The organism is Streptomyces longispororuber (genome assembly GCF_024448165.1).
Lineage (GTDB): Bacteria > Actinomycetota > Actinomycetes > Streptomycetales > Streptomycetaceae > Streptomyces > Streptomyces longispororuber_A.
Genome location: NZ_JAMOLN010000047.1, coordinates 19,808 through 44,488 on the forward strand (window position 1 = coordinate 19,808; position 24,681 = coordinate 44,488).

Here is a 24,681-nt window from a genome sequence, read left to right on the forward strand (position 1 = left end):
TGGCCAGCTTCCTCCATGCTGCGCACAACTCTCCTTTCCCGGCCATCCGAGACGTAGACGGGCGTACGCCTCTCGATGCCCCTAAAAGGTGCAGTACTTAACAAGTTGGTAGAAGACTGTTGCCGGAGCGTCCCGTGGACCCACAGCGTCCACAGTGAGCCGGAGGAAGAGGGACGACATGGAGCAGGCCACCGCCCACGACGCCACGCCGTCTTCGCCGCCCGCGGCGAAACTGCCGCTGTTCACGCTCACCACGATGGTGGTGGGCTCGATGGTGGGCGCGGGCGTCTTCTCGCTGCCGCGGCGCTTCGCGGACGAGACCGGTGTCGCCGGAGCCCTCATCGCCTGGCTGGTCGCCGGTACCGGCATGCTCATGCTGGCCTTCGTCTTCCAGCGCCTCGCCCTGCGCAGACCCGACCTCGACGCGGGTGTCTACGCGTACGCCAAGGCCGGGTTCGGCGAGTACCTGGGGTTCTTCTCCGCGTTCGGCTACTGGGCCAGCGCCTGCGTGGGCAACGTGACGTACTGGGTGCTGATCATGTCCACCGTGGGCGCGATCGCCCCGGCGCTCGGCGACGGTGACACCCTGCTGGCCGTCGCCCTGTCCTCGGTGGGCCTGTGGGGGTTCTTCCTGCTCATCCGGCGCGGGGTGAAGGAGGCCGCGACGATCAACCGGATCGTGACCGTCGCCAAGGTCGTCCCCATCCTGGTCTTCGTGGTGCTGGCCCTGTTCTTCCTCAAGCCCCACGTGTTCGCGGAGAACTGGGGCGGCGCCGACTACGCGGGCTCCCTCTTCAACCAGGTCCGCGGCACGATGCTCGCCACCGTCTTCGTCTTCCTGGGCGTCGAGGGCGCCAGCGTCTACTCCCGGCACGCCAAGCGCCGCGAGGACGTCGGGCGGGCGACGATCCTCGGTTTCCTCAGCGTCTTCGCGGTCTTCGCCTCGGTCACGATCGTGTCGTACGGGATCCTGCCGATGAGCGAGATCGCCGAGCTGCGCCAGCCGTCCATGGCCGGGGTGCTGGAGGAGGCGGTCGGTACCTGGGGCAAGGTGTTCGTCAGCGTCGGGCTCATCGTGTCGGTGCTCGGCGCCTATCTGGCCTGGACCCTGATGGCCGCCGAGGTGCTGTTCGTCGCCGCCAAGGACGACGACATGCCGCGCTTCCTGGCCCGCTCCACCGCCGCGGACGTGCCCGTGCCGGCGCTGCTGATGTCGACGGCCCTCTCCCAGGTCGTCCTGGTCGTCACGATGTTCTCGGACGACGCGTTCAACTTCGCGCTCGACCTCACCAGCGCGCTCACCCTGATCCCGTTCCTGCTGGCCGCGGCCTTCGCCCTGAAGATCGCGGTCCGGCCGGACAAACGGACCGTCGGCGGCGGCAGAGGGCTCTCCGGCGACCTCGTGTTCGCCGCGCTCGCCACCGTGTACACGGCGTTCCTGCTGTACGCCGCCGGGCTGAAGTTCGTGCTCGTCTCGTTCGTCTTCTACGCGCCGGCCACCGTGCTCTTCGTGATGGCCCGCCGCGAGCAGGGCAGACGCCTCTTCTCGCGGCGCGAACTCGTCATCCTCGCCGTCTCCGTCATCGGCGCCGTGCTGGGCGTCGTGGCGCTGGTCCTCGGCTGGATCAGCCTCTGAGACCGGACCCCGCCCTGCTCCCGCCCGTCGTCCCCCGTCCCGCGTCACCCCGGAAGGCACCACCGTGACTGACCAAGACACCCCCGCTTCCGCCGCGTACGGCGTCCACTCCGAGGTGGGCCGGCTGCGCAAGGTCCTCGTCTGCGCACCGGGGCTCGCACACCGCAGGCTCACCCCGAGCAACGCGGACGACCTGCTCTTCGACGACGTGATGTGGGTGGAGAACGCCCAGCGCGACCACGCCGACTTCGTCAACAAGCTGCGCGGGCGCGGCGTCGAGGTGGTCGAGCTGCACGACCTGCTCGCCGAGACCATGGCGATCCCCGACGCGAAGTCCTGGCTGCTGGACCGGAAGATCGTCGCCAACCAGGTCGGCGTCGGCCTCATCGACGACACCCGGGCGTTCCTGGAGACCCTGGAGCCGCGGCAGCTCGCCGAGTACCTGATCGGCGGCCTGGCCACCACCGACCTGCCGGACGACCACCGCTCGCCGTACGTGGCGCTCGCGCGGGAGACCGCCGGAGTCCGCGAGTACCTGATGCCGCCACTGCCGAACACCCTCTACACCCGGGACACCACCTGCTGGCTGTACGGCGGCGTCACCCTCAATCCGCTGTACTGGCCCGCGCGCCACGACGAGACGCTGCTGATGAAGGCGGTCTACCAATTCCACCCCGACTTCGTCGGGTCGACCGTGTGGTGGGGCGATCCCGAACGCGACTGGGGGCAGGCCTCGTTCGAGGGCGGCGACATCATGCCCGTCGGGAACGGGGTCGTCCTGATGGGCATGAGCGAGCGCACCTCGCGGCAGGCCGTCACCCAGGTCGCGACCGCCCTGTTCGAGCGGGGCGCGGCCGAGCACGTGGTCGTCGCCGGGATGCCGAAGCTGCGCTCCGCGATGCACCTCGACACCGTGTTCACCTTCGCCGACCGGGACGTCGTGACGCTCTACCCGCAGATCATGGACTCGGTGCACACGTTCTCGCTGCGCCCGAGCGACAAGGCACCGGGCCTCGACATCGTCGACGAGGGCTCGGCCGCGTTCGTCGACGTCGTCGCCAAGGCGCTCGGGCTGCCGCTGTTGCGGGTCATCGAGACCGGCGGCGACGTCTACGAGTCCGAGCGCCAGCAGTGGGACAGCGGCAACAACGCCGTGGCGGTGGAGCCAGGTGTCGTCTTCACGTACGACCGCAACACGCAGACGAACACGCTGCTGCGCAAGGCCGGGGTGGAGGTCATCACCATCGTCGGCGCCGAACTGGGCCGGGGGCGCGGCGGCGGCCACTGCATGACGTGCCCCATCGTCCGCGACCCGGTCGCCTTCTGACCCCGCGACGGACGGTGCGCAGTGCGTCGGCTGTGGTGGGTGGTGGCCTTCGTGGTGGCCGTGCTCTCGACGCTGACCGTCGTCACGGCGGCCACCGTCCGCGCCACCGTGCTCTCGCCCGCCTTCCACGAATCGGTGCTCGACGAACAGGACGCGTACGACCGGCTCTACAACGAGGTCCTGGTCGATCCCGACGCGGCCCCCGTCGCCCGTGAGCTGCTCGCCGGACTCGCCGTCCCCGAGGCCCAGATCACCTCGAACATCAAGCTGGTGCTGCCGCCGGACACCGTCCGCGCCCTCACCCGGGAGCAGATCCAGGCGGTCGTCGGTTATCTCAACGGCGACCGTGACGCGCTCGACCTGTCCGTCGACGTACGGCCGGTCCTCAACAACCTCAACGACCTGGCGCACACCTACTTCGGTGATCTCGTGGCCGGGCTCCAGGACCGCTCCGAACCCGACTTCGACCGGTTCACCGCCGACCTCTCGGCCGCGCTGCGCGACGTGTCGGAGGGGCGGGCCCCGGCCGGTCTGCCGTCGCTGCCGCTGACACCCGAGCAGGTCGAGCAGGTGACGGACGCGGTGCTGCGCGTCCTGCCCGCCGGGCAGCGTGCGGCGCTGCGCCCGGAGATCGGGACGGCGCTCGCGGACGGGGACGTGGCCACCGTGCTCGCGGCCGTGGCGCCCGCCGCCGTCTCGGACCGGACCCGGGACGCGGCGCGGCAGTTGCAGGCCGTCGTGGACGGCGGCACCTGGGACCTCACCGACACGCTGGCGGCGTCCGGCAACGACCTCGCGGCGCTGCACCGGCTGCGGCCCTACACGGCCGTCGGGGTCGGCCTCGTGGAGCTGCTCGCGGCCGTCCTGCTGGTGGCGTCGCTCGTGGCGCTGTGGTGCCTCGGCTCCGCGCGGCCCGACCGGCGGCTGACCCGGCTGGGCCGGCCGCTCGTGGTGGGCGGGGTGCTCGTCGCCGTCGCCGCGCTCGTGGTCCGGGGCGTCACCGGCGGGCGCGTCGTCGACCCGCCCGCAGCCTGGCCGGCGAGCCTGGCCCGGCTCGTCGACGACGTGCAGCACGGCGCCTTCGCCCACATCACCCGCACCGCCCTGCTCGCCGCGCTCGTCCCGGTGGTCGCGGGCGCCCTGCTGATCGGGGCCGGGCACTACCTGCGGGTCCGCCGGCCGCGGTCCCTGCCGACGCGTCGGATCGTCGGGTTCGGGGCGGGGGCCGCCGCGGTCGCCGTGGCGGGCATGGTCGTGGTGCCGCTGGTGGCCAGCCCCGCGGCGCCGCGCGTGTGCCAGGGCAGCGCGGCCCTCTGCGACCGGCCGTACGACGAGGTGGCGTACCTGACGTCGCACAACGCGATGTCGACGACGGTCGACCGGTTCATCGGGCCGCTCCAGGACCCCGGGATCACCGCGCAGCTGGACGACGGGGTGCGGGCGCTGCAGATCGACACCTACCGGTGGGAGCGGCCCGACGAGATCACCGCACGGCTCGCCGACTCCGACTTCACGTCCGCGCAGCGGGAGTTCGTCGCCGACGCGGTCAACCGGTTCAATCCGCCGCGCGACGGGCTGTGGCTGTGCCACTCGGTGTGCAGGGCCGGGGCGATCGCACTGGTGCCGACGCTGCGGGAGATCGGCGACTGGATGCGGGAGCATCCGACGGAGGTCGTCACGCTGATCATCCAGGACGCGATCAGCGGGCAGGACACGGAACAGGCCTTCGCCGAGGCCGGGTTGACCGATCTGATCCACACACCCGACCCGGATCCGGCGAAACCCTGGCCGACGCTCGGCGAGATGACGGACAGCGGCCGGCGTCTCGTCGTCTTCGCCGAACAGGCCGACGGGCCCGCCGACTGGTACCGCAACTTCTACCGCTACGGCATGGAGACCCCGTTCGCCTTCCGCTCCCCCGACGCGATGACCTGCGCCCCGCACCGCGGCGGTGACGACCACCGGCTCTTCCTGCTCAACCACTTCATCACCATCGACGGCGGCAGCCGCCTGGACGCGGGCACGGTCAACGCACGCCGCTTCCTGCTCGACCGGGCGCACCGCTGCGAGCGGGAACGCGGCCGCCCGGTCACCTTCGTCGCCGTCGACTACACCACGATCGGCGACGCGCAGGGCGCCGTGGCGGCGCTCAACGCGGAACGCTGACGCCGCCCGCCCCGGCCGGCCGGGCCGTGGACCTCCTGTGATAGCTTCCGAACGCCAGTCGTACCTTTGTGCGTACTTGTACGTACACGGGTCAGGGAATCCGGTGGAAGTCCGGAACTGACGCGCAGCGGTGAGGGTGACGGGCGGGGCAACTGCCACTGGGCCGGGAGACCGGCCTGGGAAGGCGCTCCGTCCGGACGATCCCGAGTCCGAAGACCTGCTGGCGGCCTCCGGAACCGATCAGCGGCCGGGGGCGGACCGTAGGCCGGCTCCGCGTATGAGCCCTGGACGCAGAGGAACTCCCGTGCCGTTCGCACGTCATGTCCGCCGTGCCGCACCCCTGTTGGCGGGTGCGGTGCTGCTCACCGGATGCGGCGGCTCCGGAACCGCCGCCACCACCGACGACGGAGCGCGGGCGGCCGTCATCACCCTGGACAACTGCGGCACGAAGGTCCGGGTCGACCACGCCCCGCGCCGCGCCGTCGCCCTCGACCAGGGCTCCGCCGAGATCATGCTCTCGCTCGGTCTCGCCGACCGGATGGTGGGCACCGCGACCTGGACCGACCCGGTCCTGAAGAACCTGACGAAGGCGAACGCGAAGGTGCCGCGGCTGGCCGACCGCTATCCGTCCTTCGAGAAGGTCCTGGACACCGAACCGGACTTCGCCGCCGCCTCGTTCACGTACACCCTCGGCAAGGGCGGCGTGGCGCCCCGGGAGGAGTTCGAGAAGCTCGGCGTCCCCACCTATCTCTCCCCCACCGACTGCGTGGGCAAGGACAACAGCGGCGACGGCGACGGGAAGCGCACGACCGCGCTCACCCTCGACACCGTCTACGGCGAGATCCGCGACCTGGCGCGCGTCTTCGACGTCGAGGAACGCGGCCAGAAGCTCATCGGGCGGCTCAAGGCCCGGGTCACCAAGGCGACTTCGGGCATCGACGCCGAGGACGTGACCCTGCTGCACTGGTTCGCGAACTCCGACTCGCCCTATATGGCGGGCTGTTGCGGCGCGCCGGGCATCGTGACCAAGGAGCTCGGCGCGCGGAACGTCTTCGACGACACGCGCGAGGAGTGGCCCCAGGTCAACTGGGAGACCGTCGCGGACCGCGACCCGGACGTCCTCGTCATCGGCGATCTGACGCGCCGCTCGCAGTCGGCGGAGTCCGCCGCGCAGAAGATCAGGTTCCTGGAGTCCGACCCGGTCACCAAGAACATGACGGCCGTCCGCAAGAAGCGGTACGTGCTGCTCAGCGGGCAGGCGATGAACCCGACCATCCGTACCGTCGACGGCATCGAGCAAGTGGCCGCCGCCCTGCGCGAGTTCGGCCTCGTCGGCCCCGGGAAGCAGGCCGGGTGACCGCGCTGCGCCCCGGCCTCTCCTGGGCGGCCGGCCTGCTCGCGCTGTGTGCGTCGGTCGCCGTCGCGATCACCGTCGGCCCGGCGCAGATCCGGGTCGGCGACGTCTGGTCGACGGTGGCCGCCCACGCCGGCTGGGGCGTCTCGGACCTGTCGCCGATCCGGGACGGCATCGTCTGGAACCTGCGGCTGCCGCGCACGCTGCTGGCCGCCGTGTGCGGGGCGGGCCTCGCGGTGTGCGGCACGGTGCTGCAGGCGTTGCTGCGCAATCCGCTCGCGGACCCGTTCGTCCTGGGCGTGTCGTCGGGGGCGTCGACCGGGGCCGTCCTCGTCGTGGTGCTCGGGCTCGGCGGCGGGGCGCTCTCGGTGTCCGGCGGCGCGTTCCTCGGCGCGCTCGTCTCGTTCGCGATGGTGCTGCTGCTCAGCCACACGCTGGGCGGCACCACGGACCGGGTGGTGCTCTGCGGGGTCGCCGCGATGCAGCTGTTCTCCTCGCTGACGTCGTTCGTCGTGCTGACCGCGGCGGACGCGGAGACCACGCGCGGCGTGCTGTTCTGGCTGCTCGGCTCGCTCGGCGGGGTCGGCTGGACCGAGGTGTGGCTGTGTCTGTCCGTGCTCGTCGTCGCGCTCGCCGTGTGCCTCGGGTACGGCAGGACGCTGGACGCGTTCGCGTTCGGTCCCGAGGCGGCGGCCGCCCTCGGCGTCCATGTCGCGAGGACCCGCCTCGTCCTGCTGTGCGTGACCGCCCTGCTGACCGCGGCGCTGGTCAGCGCGGCTGGCGCGATCGGCTTCGTGGGCCTGGTCCTGCCGCACGCGGCGCGCGCCCTCGTCGGTCCCGGACACACCCGGCTGCTGCCGGTCACCGCGGTGGCCGGCGCGGTGTTCCTTGTCTGGGTGGACACCCTCGCTCGTACGGTCCTCGAACCGCAGGAGGTGCCGGTCGGAGTGGTGACGTCACTGATCGGGGTGCCCGCGTTCGTGCTGGTCCTCCACCGCGGCAGGAGCGCCCGATGAGCCTGGAGGGCAAGGCGCTGTCCTGGACGCCGGGCGGCCCGCTCGTCCTGGACGGCGTGGACCTCACCCCGCGGCCCGGCACGGTGACGGGGCTCCTCGGCCCGAACGGCTCGGGCAAGTCCACCCTGCTGCGGCTCCTGGCCGGGGTGCTCGCGCCGTCGAGCGGCGTCGTCACCCTGGACGGCGACCCGCTGTCGTCGGTGCCGCGCAGGACCGCGGCCCGGCGGATCGCCATGGTGCAGCAACAGGCCGACACCCAGGTCGAGTTGACCGTCGCCGACGTCGTGCGCCTGGGACGCGTACCGCACCGTCGCGCCTGGGCGCCCGCGTCGGCGGCCGACGAGGCCGCGGTCCGCGCCGCCCTCGACCGCAGCGGCCTGGCCGACCGGAGCCGGCGGCTGTGGCACACCCTGTCGGGCGGGGAGCGCCAGCGCGTGCAGATCGCCCGCGCCCTGGCGCAGGAGCCGCGCGAGCTGCTGCTCGACGAGCCGACGAACCACCTGGACATCCAGCACCAGCTGGAGCTCCTCGACCTGATCCGCGGCCTGGACCTCACCAGTGTCGTGGCCCTGCACGACCTGAACCTGGCCGCCGCCTACTGCGACGGCGTCGTCGTCCTCGACGGCGGCCGGGTCGTCGCCGCGGGCGAACCGGCCGACGTCCTCACGGAGGACCTCATCGCGCAGGTGTACGGGGTACGGGCCCGGGTCGCCCGTCCGGGCCCCGGCGAGCCCCCGCACATCCGCTTTCTCGGCGTCCTCGGTGGCCCCGGTGCCCCCGCGGCCGGCTCCTAGACGGGGCAGGGCCGGTACTCCAGGCCCAGTTCGTGGTCGACGGCGGCGCTGGTGCGGGTCGACGCGTCGATGACCTGCTGCCACGATCCGTACTTGGCGTACAGCTGGTCGGCGGTCGGGCCGAGCGGGTTGCCGTACTTGGCGGTGTTGCGGGCCTCCAGGACGGCGACCTCCTCCGGGCTCATCCCGGCGCGGGTGATCTCCTTGGCGTCGTTGCGCATGTCGACCATGCGGCGGGCGACGTCCTCGTCAAAGGCGCCCGCGTCCCGCATCTCCGCCTGTGTGCGCCGCATGTCCTCCAGGAGCCCGTGGTAGTCCTGCCGGACGTCCCGGGCGACGACCTTCTCGGGCCAGTTCATCTCGCGGATCCGGCAGACCACGGCGTCCTTGCTCGTGCAGGGCTCGGCGGTGGGACCGGTCGACTCGAGCGGCGCGACGACGACGGAGCCGCACGGCTCGTCCGCGAGCGCCGGGGCGGCCGCCCCGGCGAGCAGACCGGCGGCCGCGGCCAGCGGGAGGAGAACGCGGCGCGACAGCCGCCGGGAAAGGAGCGCAGGGAGGGAGTGCATGGGCACATCCTCGGAGCTCCGGCCGCGCCGCCCGGGGAGGCGCGGCGCTCAGGTCACTCGAACCGGTCGGGATCCCCCGCGCCGCGCCGCACGATCTCGGCCTCTCCACTGGAGAAGTCGACGACGGTGGTGGGCACGGTGCCGCAGTCCCCGGAGTCGAGGACGGCGTCGACGGCGTGGTCGAGGCGCTCCTTGATCTCCCAGCCCTGGGTCAGCGGTTCGTCCTCGCCGGGCAGCAGCAGGGTGCTGGACAGCAGCGGCTCGCCGAGTTCGGCGAGGAGTGCCTGGGTGACGACGTGGTCCGGGATGCGCACGCCGACGGTCTTCTTCTTCGGGTGCTGGAGCTGCCGCGGCACCTCCCGCGTCGCGGGCAGGATGAACGTGTAGCTGCCGGGCGTGGCCGCCTTGATGGCGCGGAACACGTCGTTGTCGATGTGCACGAACTTGCCGAGCTGCGCGAAGTCCTGGCACACCAGCGTGAAGTGGTGCCGGTCGTCGAGGTGCCGGATCGCGCGGATCCGGTCGACGCCGTCGCGGTTGCCGAGCCGGCAGCCGAGCGCGTAGCACGAGTCGGTGGGATAGGCGACGAGCGCGCTGTCGCGGATGCCGTCGGCGACCGCCGTGATGATGCGCTGCTGCGGGTTCGCGGGGTGTACGTCGAAGTACCTGGCCATTGGGCGAGCGTACGGGATCACGGCCGCGGGGCCCGCTCGCGCGGTCCCGGAAAACGCGGCGTATGCGTGCGACGCTCGCGAGCGGGCAGAGCCCCGTACACGCGCGACAATCCCGACACCGGCCCACCCTGCTCACGCGCGAAGACGGGTTCACGGCCCATACTGGAGCGGCATCGCTCCCTCACAGAACGACTCCATGGCCAAGAAGAACACCTCATCGCCCACCGTCCCCGACACCGTCTGGCTGGCCCGCGGCCGCCATCTCGGGTCCGAGCCCGAGCAGGACGTCCGGCGCAACCTGATCGCTCTCAAGGCGGCGGGCGTGCTGGACGACTTCGGCGATCTCGATCCCGTCGAGGCGGCCCGCTCGACCGTGCTGCACCCGCGCGACGAGGACGCCGACCCCGGCCCCGGCGCCCGGCGGGTCTTCGAGGCCCGGTGGCGGGTCGCCGACGACGTCACCGTGCGCGCGCAGCTGACGATGTACGAGCCCGAGGGGCGGCGCCGGGACGGCGAGGGCACCGGCTGGGTGCTGGCCGCGGAGGCCGAGCGGTCCTGGGACCTGGCGTGGCCGTCGCCCGCGACGATGTTCTGGCCGGACAGCGACCGGGTGGCCTGGGACCACGACACGGTGCCGGGGCCACGGCTGCGCGCGTCGAACCATCTGCCCAAGGACGCCGACGAGCTGCGCCATCTCGTCAGGGAGTGCTCCCGGCAGAGCTGGTTCGTGCACGTGGTCGTGCACGAGGCGATGACGCCCGACGCGCGCGGACAGCGGCCGGTCACCGGGTTCCTGCCGCCGAGCCTGCGCCACCGGGTGATCGAGCACCGGGCCACACCGGACCAGTCGCAGATCGCCGACGTCGCGCTGCAGCGCGAGCTGAAGGTGCGGATGCCGCGCGGTGGCGCCGTCGTGCTGCCCACGACTCCGCCGCTGGAGGGCTACGACGCGGACCGCTTCACGGTGCGCAGCGTCTTCCTCGACGGCTCGGACCCGGCCGAACTGACGGCCAGGATCATCGAGTTCGCCGCTCTGCCCCGGCCGCTGACGCCCGAGGCGGAGCGGGCGCTGACGCGGCTGCGCAAGGGCTGGCACCTGCTCACCCCCGAGGAGGAGCTGGCGCACGCGCAGCACATGGTCGGCCGGTACGCCGAGGCGCTGGACGCCATGACCAAGTCCCGTGACCTGTACCGGGAGGCGGCCGAGGCGGCGCAGTCCGCGCTGGCCGAGGCGACGGGCGGCGACGGTGTGCCGCGCCCGCCGTCGGCGCCCGGCAAGGCGGACGGGTCACCGCTGAGCGCCTTCACGAAGGCGTTCGGCAGGTTCCGCGACCCGTCCAAGTAGCGCGGCGAGGAGGGCGGACGCTCAGTCCACTTCCTCGTCGCCCGCGTCCGACATGCGCAGCGCGATCTCCTGCAGCAGTTCGGTGGAGTTGACGTCGACGCGTCCTTCGTCGTGCACCTTGGCGAGCTGCGTGAAGAGAAAGGCGAAGGCCTCGACGAGCGACACGCTGGCCGGCATGAGCGCGGCGATGGTCAGTTCCGCGGCCTGCTCGGGCGTGGCGCCCGCCGGGATCTCGACCGTCGGGAACACCTCCGACACCAGGCGCCCCAGCTGGGTGAGGTCCGTGTCGAGCGCCTCGCCGTCACTGATCCTGCGCACCATCTCCCCGGTCTCGGTCAGCACGCCGATCGCCCGCAGAATGATCTCCCTCTGTTCCATGGTGCGAGCCTATGCGTGCGACGCTCCCCCGCGTGCAACGTGGTCGCAACCTCCGCCCCCGTTGACTGGTCCGCCATGACCGACGTACCCCGCGTGGAGCTGACGCCCGCGGCCGCCGAGCTGGTGCGGCGACTGCGCGACGCCCATGGTCCGTTGATGTTCCACCAGTCCGGCGGCTGCTGCGACGGCAGCGCCCCGATGTGCTATCCGGCGGGCGAGTTCCGCACCGGCGGCTCGGACGTGCTGCTCGCCGAGCTGGCCGTGGCGGGGGTGACCGAGCCGGTGTCGTTCTGGATGTCGAAGAGCCAGTACGAGGTGTGGAGCCACACCCGGCTCATCGTCGACGTCGTCGAGGGGCGCGGCAGCGGCTTCTCGCTGGAGGCGCCGGAGGGCGTACGTTTCCTGATCCGTTCCCGGCTGGTCGGCACCTAGCCATCGACGGGGGCCCTGTCGTCTGCTGAACTCCCCTGATGCAGACGAGAGTTGGCAAGAGACGCAACCGAGTCCTGGCGACCTTGGCGGTCGCGACCATGCTGGCCGGCGCGGCCCTGACGGGGGCCGCGCCGGCCAGCGCCGATTCCGGCCCGGCGCCGGGCGTCACGTACAGCGAGTTCGACATACCCGCGGCCAAGGGCACCACCCACGCCCACGTCCTCACCGTCGATCTGCGCGACCCGCACGTCCGGGTCGATCTGCTGCACCCGGGCGCGGTCGGGGCCCGCGCCACCGTCTCCGCGATGGCCGACGCGAGCGGCGCCGTGGGCGGGGTCAACGGGGACTTCTTCAACATCACGGAGACCCAGCACCCGGGGGTGGAGGCGACCGGTGCCGCGGTCGGTCCTGCGATCGCGGGCGGGCGGACCCTGAAGGCGTCGGTGCCGGACGGGCAGCGGTTCGGTCCGGCCCTGCCGCCGGGCACCTCGACGCGGGACGTGCTGGGCGTCGGGGTGGACCGGCGGGCCCGGCTCGACAGCCTCGCGCTCGACGGGTCGGTGCGCACCCGGGACGACCGGGTCGCGCTCGGCGGGCTCAACCAGTACGCGCTGCCGGTCGGTTCGGTGGGGGCGTTCACCGCGGAGTGGGGTGGGGTGTCCCGGGTGCGCGCCACCTGCGGCACGGACACCCAGCGCGCCGCGCCGTGCAGCACGGACACCTATGAGGTGACGGTGCGGCACGGGCGGGTGGTGTCGGCCGCCGACGTGCCGGGCAGTGGCCCGATAGCGGACGGCACGACGGTGCTCGTGGGCCGGGAGGCGGGGGCGCAGTGGCTGCGGAAGCTGTCGGCTGGTGACCCGGTGTCGGTGCACCACCGGCTGGTCGCGGAGCGGTCACGGGTGCCGTTCCGGTTCGCGGTCGGCGGCTATCCCGTGCTGCGCGACGGCGCGCCGCTGCCCGGTCTGGACGCGAAGACGTCCGCGGTGCGGACGGCCGCGGGCATCGCGGACGACGGACGCACGCTGATCCTGCTCGCCCTGGACGGCGCGCCGGCCTACCGTACGGGCCTGTCGATCGCCGAAGTGGCGGACACCATGCGGGGGCTGGGCGCGCAGGACGCGTTCAGCCTGGACGGGGGCGGCTCGTCGACGCTGGTCGCGCGGGAGCCGGGGGCGGCGACGGTCTCGGTCCGCAACCACCCCAGCGATCCGCCGGAGCGCGCCGTCGCGAACGGCATCGGGGTGTACTCCCGCTCCTGACGGGCGCGTGGGCCCGGCGCGGCCGGACGGGGGGCCGCTTCGGCTAGACTGAAGCGGAACATCGCTCCGCTTGGCGTGCGGAGCACCGTCCGCGCCCGCCGGGCAGGCGGTCGCAGGGAGGAGAGCGCGGTGCCCACTGCGGGGCAGAGCAAGCGGGCCGACGTGGTGCGCAACCAGCAGAAGCTGCTGGCCGCGGCCGCCGAGGTGTTCGTCACGTCCGGTGTCGACGCGCCGATCCGGGAGATCGCGGCCGCGGCGGGCGTCGGCATGGGGACGATCTACCGCCATTTCCCGACGCGGGCGGACCTCGTCGTCGCCGTCTTCCGGCACCAGGTGGAGTCCTGCGCCGAGGCGGGTCCCGCGCTGCTCGCCGAGGCCGGCTCCCCCTTCGTGGCGCTGCGCCGGTGGATCGATCTGTTCGTCGACTTCCTGGTCACCAAGCACGGGCTCGCCGACACCCTGCGGCCGGACGGCAGCGGCTTCGCGGCGCTCCACACGTACTTCGTGGACCGGCTGGTGCCGGTCGCCGCGGAGCTGCTCGACGCGGCGGCCGCGGCCGACGAGATCCGGCCCGGGACCGAGCCGTACGAGCTGCTGCGCGGCATCGGCAACCTCTGCATCGGCCCGGGCGACGATCCGCGCTACGACCCCCGGCGGCTGATCGACCTGCTGCTGCGCGGCATGCGGGAGCAGGCCGGTCCGCCGGAGGCGTGACGGGGCGCGGCGGCCGGGGCTACTTCGGCTCCGTCGCGATCTGGATCAGATTGCCGCAGGTGTCGTCGAAGACGGCGGTGGTGACGGGCCCCATCTCCAGGGGGTCCTGCGTGAAGACCACTCCGAGGCCGGTCAGCCGTTCGTGTTCGGCGTGCACGTCGTCGACGGCGAACTGGGCGAGCGGGATGCCGTCCTGGACGAGCGTGTCGCGGTAGGTCCTGGCGGCCGGGTGTCCGGCGGGCTCCAGCAGGAGTTCGGTGCCGCCGGGCTCGTCGGGCGAGACGACGGTGAGCCAGCGGGCCTCGCCGCCCACCGGCACGTCGTGCTTCTTCACGAAGCCGAGGACCTCGGTGTAGAAGTGCTCGGCCTTGGCCTGGTCGTCGACGAAGACGCTGGTCAGATGGATCTTCATGGGGTGCTCTCCTCCGGCCCCGGCGCGTCGGCCCCGAGCCATCGCTCGGCGATCCGCCGCAGGGGAGCCGTATTCAGGTCGTGGAACTTGTAGCGGCCCTCCCGCCGGGTCTCGACGAGCCCGGCGGCCTCCAGCACCGCGAGGTGCTGGGAGATCCCCTGGCGCGAGATCCCGAGCTGGTGCTTCATGCTCAGCCGCGAGCAGATCTCGAACAGTGTCTGCCCGGACTTCTCCGTGAGCTCGTCGAGGATGATGCGGCGGGTGGGGTCGGCCAAGGCTTTGAACAGGTCATCGGCCACGACCCCAGCATAGGCAACTGTTCACTTGCCTATCAAGTCGGGGAGAGCGGGTTCAGCTGTCCCGCACCGCCGTCAGACCGTTGAAGACACCGACGTACGCGGTGCCGTCCGGCCCGATCGTGACGGGCGCCCAGTTGTTGTCGTAGGCGAGGCCGGTGCCGACCAGGCGCTTCCAGCGGGTCGCGCCGCTGCGGAAGTCGACGGCCGTCAGGTACCAGGCGTCGATGCCCAGCGTGTTCGGCTCCTTCGTGTAGAAGTACAGCAGTCCGTTCGCGGTGGAGAGCTTCGGCACGGTGGACGGCGAGCGCACATCGCTCTCCCACACCGTGTCGCACCCGCTGCCGTCGTCGCGCACGTCGATCCGCGTGACCCCGCCCACGACGCTGCGGCCGAAGGTCAGGGAGGAGACGTTCTCGTAGCCGTAGTTGTTCTCCACGACGAGGCTGTCGCCGTACGAGATCAGGGAGTTGTCGGTGGTCGAGGCACCGGAGCCGAAGACGGGGACCTTGCAGACGAGCCGCCGGTCGGCGGGGACGGCGGCGTCCCGGCGGTAGACCAGGACGTTCATGCGGTCGTCGGCGTTGTCGGTGATGGCCACGTAGTTCTCGTGCTCGCCGAACAGGTCGGGGGTCGTTCCGCTGCCCTGGTTGACCGAGCCCGGCTTGGTGCCCGTGCCCCGGTCGTAGGTCTGCCGCCACACGGCCTTCGGGGTGCCGTCGGCCGTCGCGCCGAAGCCGTACAGCGCGTGGTCGGTGACGATCGAGACGCCGTCCTCGGCGACGGAGAACGAGTTCTGGATCTCCTCCCCGTCCAGCCTGATCGACCGGACGGCCCCGCTGCCGGGATCGACCGTGCCGACGCGGCCCTGCCGGGTCACCCACCACACGCGCCCGTCCCAGTCCGGCATCACGGAGGTGACGGGGTCGCACTCGCCGCTCGGGTAGAGGTTGGTCCAGCTGACGCAGTCGTGCGGGACGGTTCCGGTCAGGTCCCAGTCGTCGGTGACGACGAACCGCCAGCTGCCGTCCGCGGCCTGCTCGTGCGCGAGCCGCACGATGTGCTGGCGGGAGTCGGCGAGGACGAGCCGGTCCTGGTCGTCGAGGTAGGAGTAGGCGCCGCCCGAGGTGTCCTTGAAGATCCGGGAGAAGTCGAGCCGGGTGATGGCCTCGACGGTGGAGGGGCGCTGCGGGAGCTTGTACTCGGCGAGCGTGGCAAGGCTCGCCGGATCCAGGAGCTTGACCAGGAAACCGCTGAACGTGCCGCAGACGGTGACGATCCGGCCGGCCCGGTCGAAGGTGACGGTGGCGCACTCGCCGCCGAGCGCGGCCATCTGCTCGCTGCGGACGGTGGGCTGCCTGCCGTTCGGTCCGCTCCAGGGGTACGTGCCGCTGCCCCAGGCGTCCGCGTGCATCCCGCTCCTGCCGTTCGCGGCGAGGTACGGGTGCTGGGCCGGGGCCTTGCCCGGCACCGGGAGCGGCTGGGCCGGGGCGCCCTCGTACTGCTCGACGAGACGGTGCCCCGGAGCCTTGGGGATCTCGTCGGCCCGGGCCCCGGGCGGGCACACGACGCCGAGGGCCAGGACGGCCGGGACGAGGGCACGGATGAGGAGTCTGCGAGACGGCATCCCGTGAAGCTAGGCGCCGCCCCTTGAAGTGTCCATGCACATACGGGAGTTGTTCACGAACCCGAAACGATCACCGGGGTGCGGATCACGGGTTGAGGCTGCTGACCAGGCCCGCGGTGGCGTTGACGCCGTCGTGGATGGTCGGCGCCGCGCTGGTGCCGGCGAGCAGGAAGCCCAGCAGCACGCAGACGAGCGCGTGGGAGAACTTCATGGCGCCGTTGCGCAGGAAGATCACCGCCACGACCAGGAGCAGCAGCACGACAGAAATGGACAGTGACATCGCCGAACCTCCTCCGCCACGTCAACACCGTGGCTTTCGGCCGCAAGTGTGACGCAGCGGAGGGCGTCCGTCGGGGCACGACCTGTCCCCCGAACGGGTGTTGCTCAGGTTCGGTCGTGCGCCACGAGGAACGCCTCGAGTCCGGCGAGGTCGTCGGTGTTGAGGTGGTCGACGTCCGCCGCGATCAACTCGGCCCACACGGCGTCCCGTTGCGGACCGGCCAGGTCCGGGGTCGCCCAGAACCGGACCCGCTGCCCGCGGGCGTGCGCCGCGCCCACGATGCCGCGCAGCTTCTCGCGCTCGGCGGCGGGGATCGGCCCGATGCCCTGCCAGGTGAAGTTGTTGGCCCAGTTGTCGCTGATGAGCGGGACGAACGAGGCGGGCGCCGTGGTGCCGAGGTCGGTGAGGCGGCCGTCGTAGAAGGCGCTGCGGGTGCGCTGCGCCTCCATCGGGACGCGGGCCGCGCGGTCCCCGGAGACGACGGCGGTGATGGGCCGCTCATGCACCCGCCCGTGGGCGTAGGTGGTGAACAGGCCGCGGTACCTGCGCAGTTGGCGGTCGAGCTCGACGTACGTCGCCGCGCCCTCGGTCTTGATGTCGATCAGCAGCTGAAGCGGGGTGTGCCAGCCCCGGTACACCGATCCGTGCTGGGCCTTCACCCGGGCGGCGAGCGGGGCGAGGTAGAGGGACTCCAGGGTGCGGGCGGGGTCGAGGTCGACGGGGTCGTGGGCGACGAGGAGGTCGCCGTTCACGAGGTAGATGTCGGCCTCGACGCTGTTGAACCGATGGTCGAGGGCGTCGAGGAGGGGCCGCGGGTGGTCGTAGTCGTTGTGCGCGTGGGCGCGCGCCAGCGGACGGGGACCGCGCCCGCGCCCGGCGGCCTGGGCGAGCTGGGGCGCCGCGGCACCGGTCGCCAGTGCTGCGGCGAGGGTGCCGAGGGCTCTGCGGCGGGTGGTCAGGGCCATGTGTGCCTCCCGTGGTGGGCCGGTGGGACACGGGTGAGTATGCGGGGAGCACGGCGTCGAACGGCAGTGCTGTGAAGGGAGTTGGCCGGACTGCCGCCCCCGGTTCACCGTCGGGCCATCGGCCGCCGGGGTCAGGTCGCGGCCCGCTCCGCCGCGCTGCGCTCGACGCAGAACTCGTTGCCCTCGGGGTCGTGCAGGGTCACCCAGCCCAGCCCGCCGGGTTTGCGGTGGTCGCCCTGGACGGTGGCCCCGAGCGCGAGCAGCCGGTCGACCTCCTCGTCCCGGGTCCGGTCCTGGGGCTGGAGGTCGAGGTGGGTGCGGTTCTTGACCGCCTTGCCCTCCTCGACCCGGATGAAGAGCAGCGCCGCGTGCGCGCTCTCCACCAGCACCTCCGGGTCGCCGGGGCTGTCCTCGTCGGTGATGGCGCCGTCGAGGACCTGGGCCCAGAAGCCCGCGAGGGTGTACGGGTCGGCGCAGTCGAGGGTGATGTGCCTGATCAAGGACGTCATGCGCCCAAGGGATCACGAAGATCGGCTGCCTGTCCAGGAGTTCACGGTGCGCACGCCGGGCGCGCCGGCCGCATCAGCTCCAGGTCGGTGCCCCATCCGTCCAGCACCGGGCCGTGCCCGGCACGCCGCGCGCATGCCTCGACCCGGGCGAACAGCCGGCGCTGCGCGGTCACGTCACCGGTCGTGGAGATCCGGTCGACGGCTTCGAGGAGCTCATCGGTGTCCCACTCCGGTAGCGGGAACCTGGCCAGTTCCCACTCCAGGTACTTGTTGTAGGGGCGTGGCCTGCGGTCCAGCGCGAAGAGCAGCTCCAGAAGGAAGCGGACGCTGTCGGCGGAGTCGAGCCGGGCCGCGCGCGCCTGCCCGTCGCGGTCGTTCTTGACCGACCGGTAGAGGGAGTTGGCGTAGGCGTCGAGCCAATCCCCCGCGTCCCGGGCTGCTTCGTCGGCGCTCAGTCGCGCCTTGGCGGCGACGGTGCGGGCGATGCCGCCGTCGAGCCGGTCGAGCACGATCCGGGCGCGCGCGAGTCCGTACCGTTCGATGCCGGGCATGCCCGCGGTGCGGAACGCCGCGAGGGGCAGGACGACGAGGTCGAGTTCGGGGGTGCGGTGCCCTGCGAACCGGGTGAGGGGCGTGTCCGCGCCGTCGGCGACGACCACGTACAGGTCGTGGTCGGAGTGGGCGGTGGCCATGCCCTCGTGGGCGTGGGAGCCCTTGAGAACGAGGCCGACGACGGCGGGTTCATTGCGGGCCAGGGCGACGAACGTGTCGTAGGACAAAGGCTGTCGAGCGGTCACGGGCGATCTCCGGGTGGGAGTGACGGGCAGGCCGAGCGGGCGGCCCCTGCCGCGGGGTCGCCCGTACCGTCCGCGGCGGCTCGGTCGGCCGCCGCCCGGAGGATCAACGCACGGCCGCACTGTACCCCCGCACGCGCGTCAGTCCGCCGGTGCGTCGTACACCGCCCTGCTCTCCTGGATCTGCGCAAGGTGCTCGATGGCCCAGCCCGCGAGGGCCAGAGCGGGCGGGATCAGGCTCTTGCCGAGCGGCGTCAGTTCGTACTCGACGCGTGGCGGCACCTCGGCGTGGGCGGTGCGGGAGACGAGGCCGTCGCGTGCGAGGTTGCGCAGGGTCAGGGTCAGCATGCGCTGCGAGATGCCGGGGACGTGCCGGTGGAGTTCGCCGAAACGCATCCGGCCGGCGTCGAGGGTGGCGACGATCAGCATCGTCCACTTGTCGCAGATCCGGTCCAGGACGGCCCGGACCGCCTGACCGCCGTCGCCCCGGATCATGCAGGTGTGCTCGTACTGCTCCATGACGGCTCCTTCGCCCTCAGGCACACGCATGTGCCTTTTGTAGACGTCTCGACGGTGACTCATGATGAGGCTACTTACGGTTCGTAACCCATCCCGTCACCCTTCCCTAGGGGCCTCCATGCATGTCGCGTACTGGATCGTCGCCATACCTCTCGCACTGTTCTACGTCTACGCCGGGGGCAAGAAGCTGCTGCAGGACAAGGAGTCGCTGCGGCCGATGATGGGCTGGGTCGACACGGTGCCGATGCCCGCCGTGCGGACCATCGGCGCGTTGGAGGTGCTCGGCGCGCTGGGTCTGGTGCTGCCGCCGTTGACGGACGTCGCGGTCGGGCTGGCCGTCGCGGCGGCGGTGGGCCTGGGGCTCGTGCAGGTCGGCGGCACGGCGCTGCACCTGTCCCGGGGCGAGGCGCGCGTGATCGGGCTCAACATCGGGCTGCTCGCCCTGGCCGTCGTGGCGGCGTGGCTGGCGACGAGTCTGGTCTGACGCCGCCCTCAGGCGTCGTCGGCCGGTCCGCGCTCGCCCCACTCCACGGTCCGCCCGCACCACCGTTCGAGCAGCACCCGGTCGTGTCCGACGGCGAGGAGTCCGGCGCCCGTCTCCCGGCGGTACTCCTCGACCACGCCGACCAGCGCCGCGGTCGTGGACGCGTCCAGCATGGCGGTCATCTCGTCGCAGATCAGCCAGCGCGGGCGCAGGGTCAACGCGCGGGCCAGGCAGGCGCGTTGCAGCTGGCCGTCGCTGACCTCGTGGGGGCGGCGGCCGAGCAGGTCGCCGCCGAGGCCGACGGCGTCCGCCAATTCCCGTACGCGTGCGGTGTGTTCGAGGCGTCCGGCGCGCAGCGGTTCGGCGATCAGGTCGGCGAGGCTCAGTCGCGGGTCGGCCGAGAGGCGGGGCTGCTGGAAGACGACGCCGAACGCGGTGCGCTGGGCACGGGGCGCCCGGTGCCGCCAGCCGCGGGCCGGTTCGCCGTCGATGACGACGCGGCCCGCGTACGGTTCGTGCAGCAGGGCGGCGACCCGGGCGAGGGTCGACTTGCCGCAGCCGCTCGGCCCCAGCAGGCCGACGGCGGCGCCCGGTTCCACCGTGAGCGTGACGTCGCTCAGGACGGGCGCCCGGCGGTCGTAGCCCGCCGTGACGGAGAGCAGTTCAAGCACGGGTGACCTCCGCGCCGGCCGTCTCGGGGTGGTGGCAGGCGACGCCGTCCAGCAGTCCCGGAACCCAGGCGCAGGTGTCGTCGGCGCGGGCGCAGCGCGCCGCGAAGGCGCACCCGTCGGGCAGGGTGGTCAGCTCCGGCGGCATGCCGGGGATCGGGGCGAACTCCCGGTCGGGCAGGGCGTTCAGGAGGCCGCGGGCGTACGGGTGCCGGGGGCCGGGCGAGCCGAAGAAGGCGTCCGCGTCGGCGAGTTCGACGATCCGGCTGGCGTACATGACGGCGACCCGGTCCGCGATCCGTTCGGCCGCCGCCAGGTCGTGGGTGATGAGCAGCAGGGCCCGGTCGTCGCCGATGTGGCGGCGCAGTTCGTCGACGGTGCGCTCCACGAGGTCGCGGTCGAGGCCGGTGGTGGGTTCGTCGGCGAGGAGCAGCGGGGCGTCGCCGACCAGGGCGAGCGCGGTCGCGGCACGCTGGGCGAGGCCGCCGGAGAGTTCGTGCGGGTACCGGTCGAGGTGGTCGAGGGGGAACGCGGCCCGGTCGGCGGCCGCCGCGACGGCCGTGGCGAGCTGCGGGCCGCGCCGTCCGGCTCGCGTCAACTGGCTGATGGTCTCGGCCAGTTGGGAGCGCACGGTGCGGACGGGGGTCAGGTGTGCGGCGGGGCTCTGCGGGACGAGGCCGACCCGGCGCCCGCGGATGCGGCGCGCCAGGGTGCGTTCGTCGGCGGCCAGCAGGTCGGTGTCGCCGAGGTGGGCGGAGCCGGCCGTCTCGGCGTTCTCCGGCAGCAGGCCGAGCAGGGCAGAGGCGAGCACCGACTTGCCGCAGCCGCTCTCGCCGACGAGGGCGAGGCACTCCCCCGCCGCGAGGTCGAAGGAGGCGTCGGACACGGCCCGTACGGACACGCCGTCGCGCATCCGGAACCGTACGGACAGTCGTTCCACGGAGAGCACGGGGGTCACAGGGTCAGCTCCGATCGGCGGCGCGGGTCGAGCCGTTCGCGCCAGGCGCCGCCGAGTCCGGCGACGGCGAGGGTCGGCACGATGATGAACAGGCCGGGGAAGAGCGTCGGCCACCAGTCGCCGGCGAGCAGCGAGCCGCGCGCGCTCTGCACGAGGGTGCCGAGGCTGGCCTGGTGGGCGGGGAGCCCGAGCCCCAGGAAGGACAGGGCGGACTCGTGCCAGATGGCGTGCGGGACCATGAGGACGGCGGCGAGCGCGGCCTGCGGCAGGACGCCCGGGAGCAGGTGCCGCACGGTCACCCGCCGGCGTGAGGCGCCGCCGGAGATCGCCGCGTCGACGTAGGGCCGCGACCGCAGCGAGAGCACCTCGGCGCGCACGATGCGGGCCGTGGACAGCCAGTGGGTGAGGCCGACGGAGACGACGACCGGCCAGACGCCCGGCCGGAACATCGCCACGACGAAGATGCCGAGGAGCAGGTGCGGGACGGACGAGAAGGTGTCGACGACGCGCATCACGGCCCGGTCGGCCCAGCCGCCGAGCGCACCGGAGAGCGCGCCGACGGCGGTGCCGATGACGGTGGCGACGACGGCCGCCACGACGCCGACGAGCAGCGAGACGCGCAGCCCGTACACGCAGCGCAGCAGCAGGTCGCGGCCGACGTCGTCGGTGCCGAACGGGTGCGCCCAGGACGGGGGCTGGAGCTTGGCGGTCAGGTCGACCGCCTGCTGATCCAGGTTGGTGAGCGGTGGCACGAGCAGCACGGCGAGGACGACGAGGGCGACGATCGCGGCCGACGAGCGCACCCGCCAGGTGCGGGTGGAGCGGCGCCGGGCGCCGCGGGTGCGCCAGTCGAGGTTCTGGTCAGCCATCGAAGCCCACCCTCGGATCGGCGACGCCGTAGAGCAGGTCGGCGGCCCAGTTCCCGGCGAGGACTGCGAGCGTCGCGAGCACCGTGAGGGCGGCGAGCAGTGGGAAGTCGACGGAGGTGGCGGCCTGGACGGTGGCGGCGGCGATGCCGGGCCAGCTGAAGACGGTCTCCACGAGGAGGGCTCCGGTGATGAGTTCGGGCACGCGTGAGCCGATCAGGGTGAGCACGGGCAGGGTGCCGGAGCGCAGGGCGTGGCCGAACAGGACGGTGCGCGGGGCGAGTCCGCGGGCCCGGGCGCCGCGCACGGGGTCCTCGTCGAGTGCGTCGCCGACACCCTGGCGCACGTACAGGACGAACCAGGGGAGCTGCGAGACGGCGAGCACGCCCGCGGGCAGGACGAGGTGGGAGGCGACCTGTCCCGCGGTGACGGTCGTGGTGCCGGTGTCGGTGAGTCCGCCCGCGGGCAGCACGCCGAGTTCGAGGGAGAACAGCCAGACGGCGAGCAGGCCGAGCCAGAACGGCGGCGCGGCCTCCAGGGTGTAGGCGAGGGAGGTCACGGCGCGGTCGAGCCAGCCGCCCTGGCGGCGGGCGGCGAGGACGCCGAGGAGGGTGCCGAGCACGATGGCGATCAGGAACGCGGTCGTGGCCAGCAGGACGGACCAGCCCAGGCGTTCGCCGATGACCTCGGCGACCGGCTGGCGCAGGACGGCCGAGTCGCCGAGGTCGCCGGTGAGGGCGGAGGTCAGCCAGTCCCACCAGCGGGCGGGCAGGGCCTGGTCGACGCCCAGGTTGGCGCGGAGCTGGTCGAGGTTGTGCTGCGACGCGGTGAGGCCGGCCGTGCCCGCGTACGCCTTGACGGGGTCGAAGGGGGACGCGGCGGCGATCGCGAAGACGCCGAAGGTGACGGCGGCGAGGACGGGCACGGCGAACAGGATCCGCCGGCCCGTCAGGCGCGCCATCGGCCCCCAGGGGAGCCGCCTGCTCATGCGCGCCAGTCCTCCACGTTCCACCAGGGTCCCGAGGCCAGGCCGTGGTCGTGCGGCTCGGTCTGGGTGGTGAGGTCGCCGAACCGCTCGTCGACGACGTAGAGGTGGTCGATGTGCGTGAGGAACGTGTAGCCGGGGTCCTTCACGAGTTCGCGCTGGATCGTGTCGTACGCGGCCTGCCGCTCGGCGCGGTCGCCGCTGCGGCGGGCGTCCTCCAGCGCGGCGTCGACCGTCGCGTTCTCGTACCAGGCCATGTTGTTGAAGCCGTCGCCGGCGAGCGCGGACTTGAGCAGCGTGTACTGGTCGAAGTCGGGGTCGGCGGGGGCACCGCCGCCCGCGAGGACCGCGTCCTTCGGCATGCGCGGCTCGATGACCTCCCAGGTGCCGGACTCGACCTTGATGTCGATGCCGAGCTTCTTGGCGTCGGAGGCGTAGGCGAGGGCGTGGTCCTGGCGGAGCTTGTCGCCGGTGAGGTACCAGAGCGGGAACGCGGCGCGCACGCCGTCCTTCTCGCGGACGCCGCCGTCGCCGGTCTTCCACCCGGCGCGGTCCAGCAGCTTCCTGGCCTTCTCGACGTCGTGGGTGCGCTCGGTGCCCTTGGTGAACCAGGGGCTGTCGGTGGGCACGGGGCCGTAGGCGGCCTTGCCCGCGCCCTCCAGGATCCGGTCGACCATGGTCCTGCGGTCGACGCCGATGTCGAGGGCGCGGCGGATCGCGGTGTCGCCCGCCACCTTGTTGCCGGTGGGCAGGGTGACGACGCGGTAGTCGAAGGTCTTCGCCGTGTACGTCTTCTTCGCGGCGTCGCCCTTGAAGGTCTTGGCGAGGTTCGGCGGCAGGATGGCGCCGTCGAGGTCGCCGGAGCGCAGCCGGGTGGCGCGCACGTCGTCGTCCTTGACGATCGCCATGGTGAAGTTCTTGATCTTCGGCGCGCCGCCCCAGTAGCCGGGGTTGGCCTTGAAGACGAGCTGCTCGCCCTTCGACCACTTCACGAGCTCGTACGGGCCCGTGCCGATCGGCTTCGTGGTGAACTCGCCGTTGTTGACGTCCTGGCGGCCTGCGACGTGCTCGGGCGCGATGGGCAGGACCGTGCGCTCGGCGAACGGGGCGTAGGGGTACTTGAGGTGGAAGACGACGGTGTCGTCACCCGTGGCCTCGACGTCCTTCACGGCGTCCAGTTCGGTCCTGGACGCGTTGTTGGTCTTCTCGTCGAGGATCGTCTCGTAGGTGAAGACGACGTCCTTCGACGTGAACGGCTTGCCGTCGCTGAACTTCACGCCGTCACGCAGCCGGTACGTGTACGTGCGTCCGCCGTCGGTGACCTTCGGCAGGGCGGCGGCGAGGGCGGGCCTCAGCTTCATGTCGGCGTCGTGCGTAAGCAGTCCGTCGAAGATCTTGGAGTTGCCGTCCTTGCCGTAGCCGAGGAGCGGGCTGAGGCTGTCGGGTTCGTAGGCGATGCCGACGACGGCGCTGCTGTCCGCGTCGCCGCCCTTCGCGCCGTCGCCCGGCGCCGCGCACGCGGCAGCGGTCACCGCCAGTGCGGTGACCGCTGCCCCTGCTATGGCGCTCCGTGCCGGCCTTGCCACGCCGTCCACCCCTATTCAAGATCAGCTGTTGTTGCGAATGATTCGCAATAATGCCATCTCGTCAA

At 72.4% G+C, this 24,681-nt stretch carries 27 protein-coding genes and 1 riboswitch; of the genes, 11 read left to right on the forward strand and 16 right to left on the reverse strand.

Annotated features, from left to right (window positions below; all coding sequences use genetic code 11):
- Nucleotides 1-178 precede the first annotated feature (178 nt).
- The 6 genes from M4J07_RS16015 (at nucleotide 179) to M4J07_RS16040 (ending at nucleotide 8,293) form a co-directional block, all read left to right on the forward strand.
- Entirely contained in the window at nucleotides 179-1,636 is a 1,458-nt protein-coding gene (locus M4J07_RS16015) for a basic amino acid/polyamine antiporter (protein ID WP_255972364.1), read from the forward strand.
- A 64-nt stretch (nucleotides 1,637-1,700) separates the two neighbouring features.
- Entirely contained in the window at nucleotides 1,701-2,963 is a 1,263-nt protein-coding gene (gene arcA / locus M4J07_RS16020; protein ID WP_255972366.1) for an arginine deiminase, read from the forward strand.
- Nucleotides 2,964-2,984: 21 nt separating this feature from the next.
- The gene (locus M4J07_RS16025) at nucleotides 2,985-5,129 is read left to right on the forward strand and encodes a hypothetical protein (RefSeq protein ID WP_255972368.1); all 2,145 of its coding nucleotides are present in this window, start codon (nucleotides 2,985-2,987) and stop codon (nucleotides 5,127-5,129) included.
- Between the two features lie 38 nt (nucleotides 5,130-5,167).
- Nucleotides 5,168-5,368: riboswitch (cobalamin riboswitch) on the forward strand.
- Nucleotides 5,369-5,406: 38 nt separating this feature from the next.
- Complete coding sequence (locus tag M4J07_RS16030; RefSeq protein WP_305127771.1) at nucleotides 5,407-6,486, forward strand: ABC transporter substrate-binding protein; 1,080 nt, start codon at nucleotides 5,407-5,409, stop codon at nucleotides 6,484-6,486.
- On the forward strand, nucleotides 6,483-7,499 hold the full coding sequence (locus M4J07_RS16035; RefSeq protein ID WP_255972372.1) for a FecCD family ABC transporter permease: 1,017 nt from the start codon (nucleotides 6,483-6,485) through the stop codon (nucleotides 7,497-7,499). Before M4J07_RS16030 ends, M4J07_RS16035 begins: the two co-directional genes overlap by 4 nt.
- On the forward strand, nucleotides 7,496-8,293 hold the full coding sequence (locus tag M4J07_RS16040) for an ABC transporter ATP-binding protein (RefSeq protein WP_255972374.1): 798 nt from the start codon (nucleotides 7,496-7,498) through the stop codon (nucleotides 8,291-8,293). The genes M4J07_RS16035 and M4J07_RS16040 overlap by 4 nt, the downstream gene beginning before the upstream one ends.
- Here the strand turns inward: M4J07_RS16040 and M4J07_RS16045 are convergent.
- A complete protein-coding gene (locus tag M4J07_RS16045; RefSeq protein ID WP_255972376.1) occupies nucleotides 8,290-8,862 on the reverse strand; it encodes a hypothetical protein in 573 nt (190 codons plus the stop codon). The two genes, M4J07_RS16040 and M4J07_RS16045, sit on opposite strands and share 4 nt — an antisense overlap.
- 53 nt (nucleotides 8,863-8,915) lie before the next feature.
- Complete coding sequence (locus M4J07_RS16050) at nucleotides 8,916-9,536, reverse strand: L-threonylcarbamoyladenylate synthase (protein ID WP_255972378.1); 621 nt, start codon at nucleotides 9,534-9,536, stop codon at nucleotides 8,916-8,918.
- A gap of 196 nt (nucleotides 9,537-9,732) precedes the next feature.
- On the opposite strand from M4J07_RS16050, the gene M4J07_RS16055 reads away from it, so the two are divergent.
- Nucleotides 9,733-10,881, forward strand: a complete 1,149-nt coding sequence (locus M4J07_RS16055) for a hypothetical protein (protein WP_255972380.1) — start codon at nucleotides 9,733-9,735, stop codon at nucleotides 10,879-10,881.
- Nucleotides 10,882-10,902: 21 nt separating this feature from the next.
- Here the strand turns inward: M4J07_RS16055 and M4J07_RS16060 are convergent, their stop codons facing one another.
- Nucleotides 10,903-11,259 (reverse strand): hypothetical protein, encoded by a 357-nt coding sequence (locus M4J07_RS16060; RefSeq protein ID WP_255972382.1) that lies wholly within the window; start codon nucleotides 11,257-11,259, stop codon nucleotides 10,903-10,905.
- A gap of 75 nt (nucleotides 11,260-11,334) precedes the next feature.
- Between M4J07_RS16060 and M4J07_RS16065 the strand changes: the two genes are divergently transcribed.
- The 3 genes from M4J07_RS16065 (at nucleotide 11,335) to M4J07_RS16075 (ending at nucleotide 13,667) form a co-directional block, all read left to right on the forward strand.
- Complete coding sequence (locus M4J07_RS16065; protein WP_255972384.1) at nucleotides 11,335-11,691, forward strand: DUF779 domain-containing protein; 357 nt, start codon at nucleotides 11,335-11,337, stop codon at nucleotides 11,689-11,691.
- A gap of 98 nt (nucleotides 11,692-11,789) precedes the next feature.
- Nucleotides 11,790-12,953 (forward strand): phosphodiester glycosidase family protein, encoded by a 1,164-nt coding sequence (locus M4J07_RS16070; protein ID WP_255972426.1) that lies wholly within the window; start codon nucleotides 11,790-11,792, stop codon nucleotides 12,951-12,953.
- A gap of 129 nt (nucleotides 12,954-13,082) precedes the next feature.
- Nucleotides 13,083-13,667, forward strand: a complete 585-nt coding sequence (locus M4J07_RS16075) for a TetR/AcrR family transcriptional regulator (RefSeq protein ID WP_255972386.1) — start codon at nucleotides 13,083-13,085, stop codon at nucleotides 13,665-13,667.
- Nucleotides 13,668-13,686: 19 nt separating this feature from the next.
- Here the strand turns inward: M4J07_RS16075 and M4J07_RS16080 are convergent, their stop codons facing one another.
- The 8 genes from M4J07_RS16080 to M4J07_RS16115 all read right to left on the reverse strand — a co-directional run bounded on the left by M4J07_RS16080 (nucleotide 13,687) and on the right by M4J07_RS16115 (nucleotide 19,099).
- A complete protein-coding gene (locus M4J07_RS16080; RefSeq protein WP_255972388.1) occupies nucleotides 13,687-14,079 on the reverse strand; it encodes a VOC family protein in 393 nt (130 codons plus the stop codon).
- Entirely contained in the window at nucleotides 14,076-14,378 is a 303-nt protein-coding gene (locus M4J07_RS16085) for an ArsR/SmtB family transcription factor (protein ID WP_255972390.1), read from the reverse strand. The genes M4J07_RS16080 and M4J07_RS16085 overlap by 4 nt, the downstream gene beginning before the upstream one ends.
- A gap of 52 nt (nucleotides 14,379-14,430) precedes the next feature.
- Nucleotides 14,431-16,002: a hypothetical protein gene (locus M4J07_RS16090; RefSeq protein WP_255972392.1), complete on the reverse strand. Its 1,572-nt coding sequence runs from the start codon at nucleotides 16,000-16,002 to the stop codon at nucleotides 14,431-14,433.
- A gap of 85 nt (nucleotides 16,003-16,087) precedes the next feature.
- Nucleotides 16,088-16,282, reverse strand: coding sequence for a hypothetical protein (locus M4J07_RS16095; protein ID WP_255972394.1), 195 nt, complete (start codon nucleotides 16,280-16,282; stop codon nucleotides 16,088-16,090).
- 104 nt (nucleotides 16,283-16,386) lie between these two features.
- Nucleotides 16,387-17,247, reverse strand: coding sequence for a phosphatidylinositol-specific phospholipase C/glycerophosphodiester phosphodiesterase family protein (locus M4J07_RS16100; protein WP_255972396.1), 861 nt, complete (start codon nucleotides 17,245-17,247; stop codon nucleotides 16,387-16,389).
- A gap of 131 nt (nucleotides 17,248-17,378) precedes the next feature.
- Entirely contained in the window at nucleotides 17,379-17,756 is a 378-nt protein-coding gene (locus M4J07_RS16105) for a VOC family protein (protein ID WP_255972398.1), read from the reverse strand.
- Nucleotides 17,757-17,797: 41 nt separating this feature from the next.
- Nucleotides 17,798-18,553 carry a hypothetical protein gene (locus tag M4J07_RS16110; protein ID WP_255972400.1) on the reverse strand — a complete coding sequence of 252 codons (756 nt, stop codon included), beginning with the start codon at nucleotides 18,551-18,553 and terminating at the stop codon, nucleotides 17,798-17,800.
- A 138-nt stretch (nucleotides 18,554-18,691) separates the two neighbouring features.
- Nucleotides 18,692-19,099 carry a winged helix-turn-helix transcriptional regulator gene (locus M4J07_RS16115; RefSeq protein ID WP_255972402.1) on the reverse strand — a complete coding sequence of 136 codons (408 nt, stop codon included), beginning with the start codon at nucleotides 19,097-19,099 and terminating at the stop codon, nucleotides 18,692-18,694.
- 88 nt (nucleotides 19,100-19,187) lie between these two features.
- Here M4J07_RS16115 and M4J07_RS16120 point away from each other — a divergent pair, with 88 nt between their 5' ends.
- On the forward strand, nucleotides 19,188-19,553 hold the full coding sequence (locus M4J07_RS16120) for a DoxX family protein (protein ID WP_255972404.1): 366 nt from the start codon (nucleotides 19,188-19,190) through the stop codon (nucleotides 19,551-19,553).
- Nucleotides 19,554-19,561: 8 nt separating this feature from the next.
- Here M4J07_RS16120 and M4J07_RS16125 read toward each other — a convergent pair whose 3' ends face one another.
- From M4J07_RS16125 to M4J07_RS16145, 5 genes are read right to left on the reverse strand one after another with little or no spacing between them, the layout of a single operon-like run.
- A complete protein-coding gene (locus tag M4J07_RS16125) occupies nucleotides 19,562-20,224 on the reverse strand; it encodes an ABC transporter ATP-binding protein (protein WP_255972406.1) in 663 nt (220 codons plus the stop codon).
- Nucleotides 20,217-21,134 carry an ABC transporter ATP-binding protein gene (locus M4J07_RS16130; protein WP_255972428.1) on the reverse strand — a complete coding sequence of 306 codons (918 nt, stop codon included), beginning with the start codon at nucleotides 21,132-21,134 and terminating at the stop codon, nucleotides 20,217-20,219. The genes M4J07_RS16125 and M4J07_RS16130 overlap by 8 nt, the downstream gene beginning before the upstream one ends.
- Before the next feature lie 41 nt (nucleotides 21,135-21,175).
- Nucleotides 21,176-22,048, reverse strand: a complete 873-nt coding sequence (locus M4J07_RS16135; RefSeq protein ID WP_255972408.1) for an ABC transporter permease — start codon at nucleotides 22,046-22,048, stop codon at nucleotides 21,176-21,178.
- Entirely contained in the window at nucleotides 22,041-23,033 is a 993-nt protein-coding gene (locus M4J07_RS16140; protein ID WP_255972410.1) for an ABC transporter permease, read from the reverse strand. The genes M4J07_RS16135 and M4J07_RS16140 overlap by 8 nt, the downstream gene beginning before the upstream one ends.
- Nucleotides 23,030-24,616: an ABC transporter substrate-binding protein gene (locus M4J07_RS16145; protein WP_255972412.1), complete on the reverse strand. Its 1,587-nt coding sequence runs from the start codon at nucleotides 24,614-24,616 to the stop codon at nucleotides 23,030-23,032. The genes M4J07_RS16140 and M4J07_RS16145 overlap by 4 nt, the downstream gene beginning before the upstream one ends.
- Nucleotides 24,617-24,681 lie beyond the last annotated feature (65 nt).

Coding starts and splice junctions, on each gene's coding strand:
- M4J07_RS16015 (WP_255972364.1), top strand. CDS start 179: ATGGAGCAGGCCACCGCCCACGACGCCACGCCGTCTTCGCCGCCCGCG.
- M4J07_RS16030 (WP_305127771.1), top strand. CDS start 5,407: ATGAGCCCTGGACGCAGAGGAACTCCCGTGCCGTTCGCACGTCATGTC.
- M4J07_RS16040 (WP_255972374.1), top strand. CDS start 7,496: ATGAGCCTGGAGGGCAAGGCGCTGTCCTGGACGCCGGGCGGCCCGCTC.
- M4J07_RS16045 (WP_255972376.1), bottom strand. CDS start 8,862: ATGCACTCCCTCCCTGCGCTCCTTTCCCGGCGGCTGTCGCGCCGCGTT.
- M4J07_RS16050 (WP_255972378.1), bottom strand. CDS start 9,536: ATGGCCAGGTACTTCGACGTACACCCCGCGAACCCGCAGCAGCGCATC.
- M4J07_RS16055 (WP_255972380.1), top strand. CDS start 9,733: ATGGCCAAGAAGAACACCTCATCGCCCACCGTCCCCGACACCGTCTGG.
- M4J07_RS16060 (WP_255972382.1), bottom strand. CDS start 11,259: ATGGAACAGAGGGAGATCATTCTGCGGGCGATCGGCGTGCTGACCGAG.
- M4J07_RS16065 (WP_255972384.1), top strand. CDS start 11,335: ATGACCGACGTACCCCGCGTGGAGCTGACGCCCGCGGCCGCCGAGCTG.
- M4J07_RS16070 (WP_255972426.1), top strand. CDS start 11,790: ATGCTGGCCGGCGCGGCCCTGACGGGGGCCGCGCCGGCCAGCGCCGAT.
- M4J07_RS16080 (WP_255972388.1), bottom strand. CDS start 14,079: ATGAAGATCCATCTGACCAGCGTCTTCGTCGACGACCAGGCCAAGGCC.
- M4J07_RS16090 (WP_255972392.1), bottom strand. CDS start 16,002: ATGCCGTCTCGCAGACTCCTCATCCGTGCCCTCGTCCCGGCCGTCCTG.
- M4J07_RS16095 (WP_255972394.1), bottom strand. CDS start 16,282: ATGTCACTGTCCATTTCTGTCGTGCTGCTGCTCCTGGTCGTGGCGGTG.
- M4J07_RS16100 (WP_255972396.1), bottom strand. CDS start 17,247: ATGGCCCTGACCACCCGCCGCAGAGCCCTCGGCACCCTCGCCGCAGCA.
- M4J07_RS16105 (WP_255972398.1), bottom strand. CDS start 17,756: ATGACGTCCTTGATCAGGCACATCACCCTCGACTGCGCCGACCCGTAC.
- M4J07_RS16115 (WP_255972402.1), bottom strand. CDS start 19,099: ATGCGTGTGCCTGAGGGCGAAGGAGCCGTCATGGAGCAGTACGAGCAC.
- M4J07_RS16120 (WP_255972404.1), top strand. CDS start 19,188: ATGCATGTCGCGTACTGGATCGTCGCCATACCTCTCGCACTGTTCTAC.
- M4J07_RS16130 (WP_255972428.1), bottom strand. CDS start 21,134: ATGCGCGACGGCGTGTCCGTACGGGCCGTGTCCGACGCCTCCTTCGAC.
- M4J07_RS16135 (WP_255972408.1), bottom strand. CDS start 22,048: ATGGCTGACCAGAACCTCGACTGGCGCACCCGCGGCGCCCGGCGCCGC.
- M4J07_RS16140 (WP_255972410.1), bottom strand. CDS start 23,033: ATGAGCAGGCGGCTCCCCTGGGGGCCGATGGCGCGCCTGACGGGCCGG.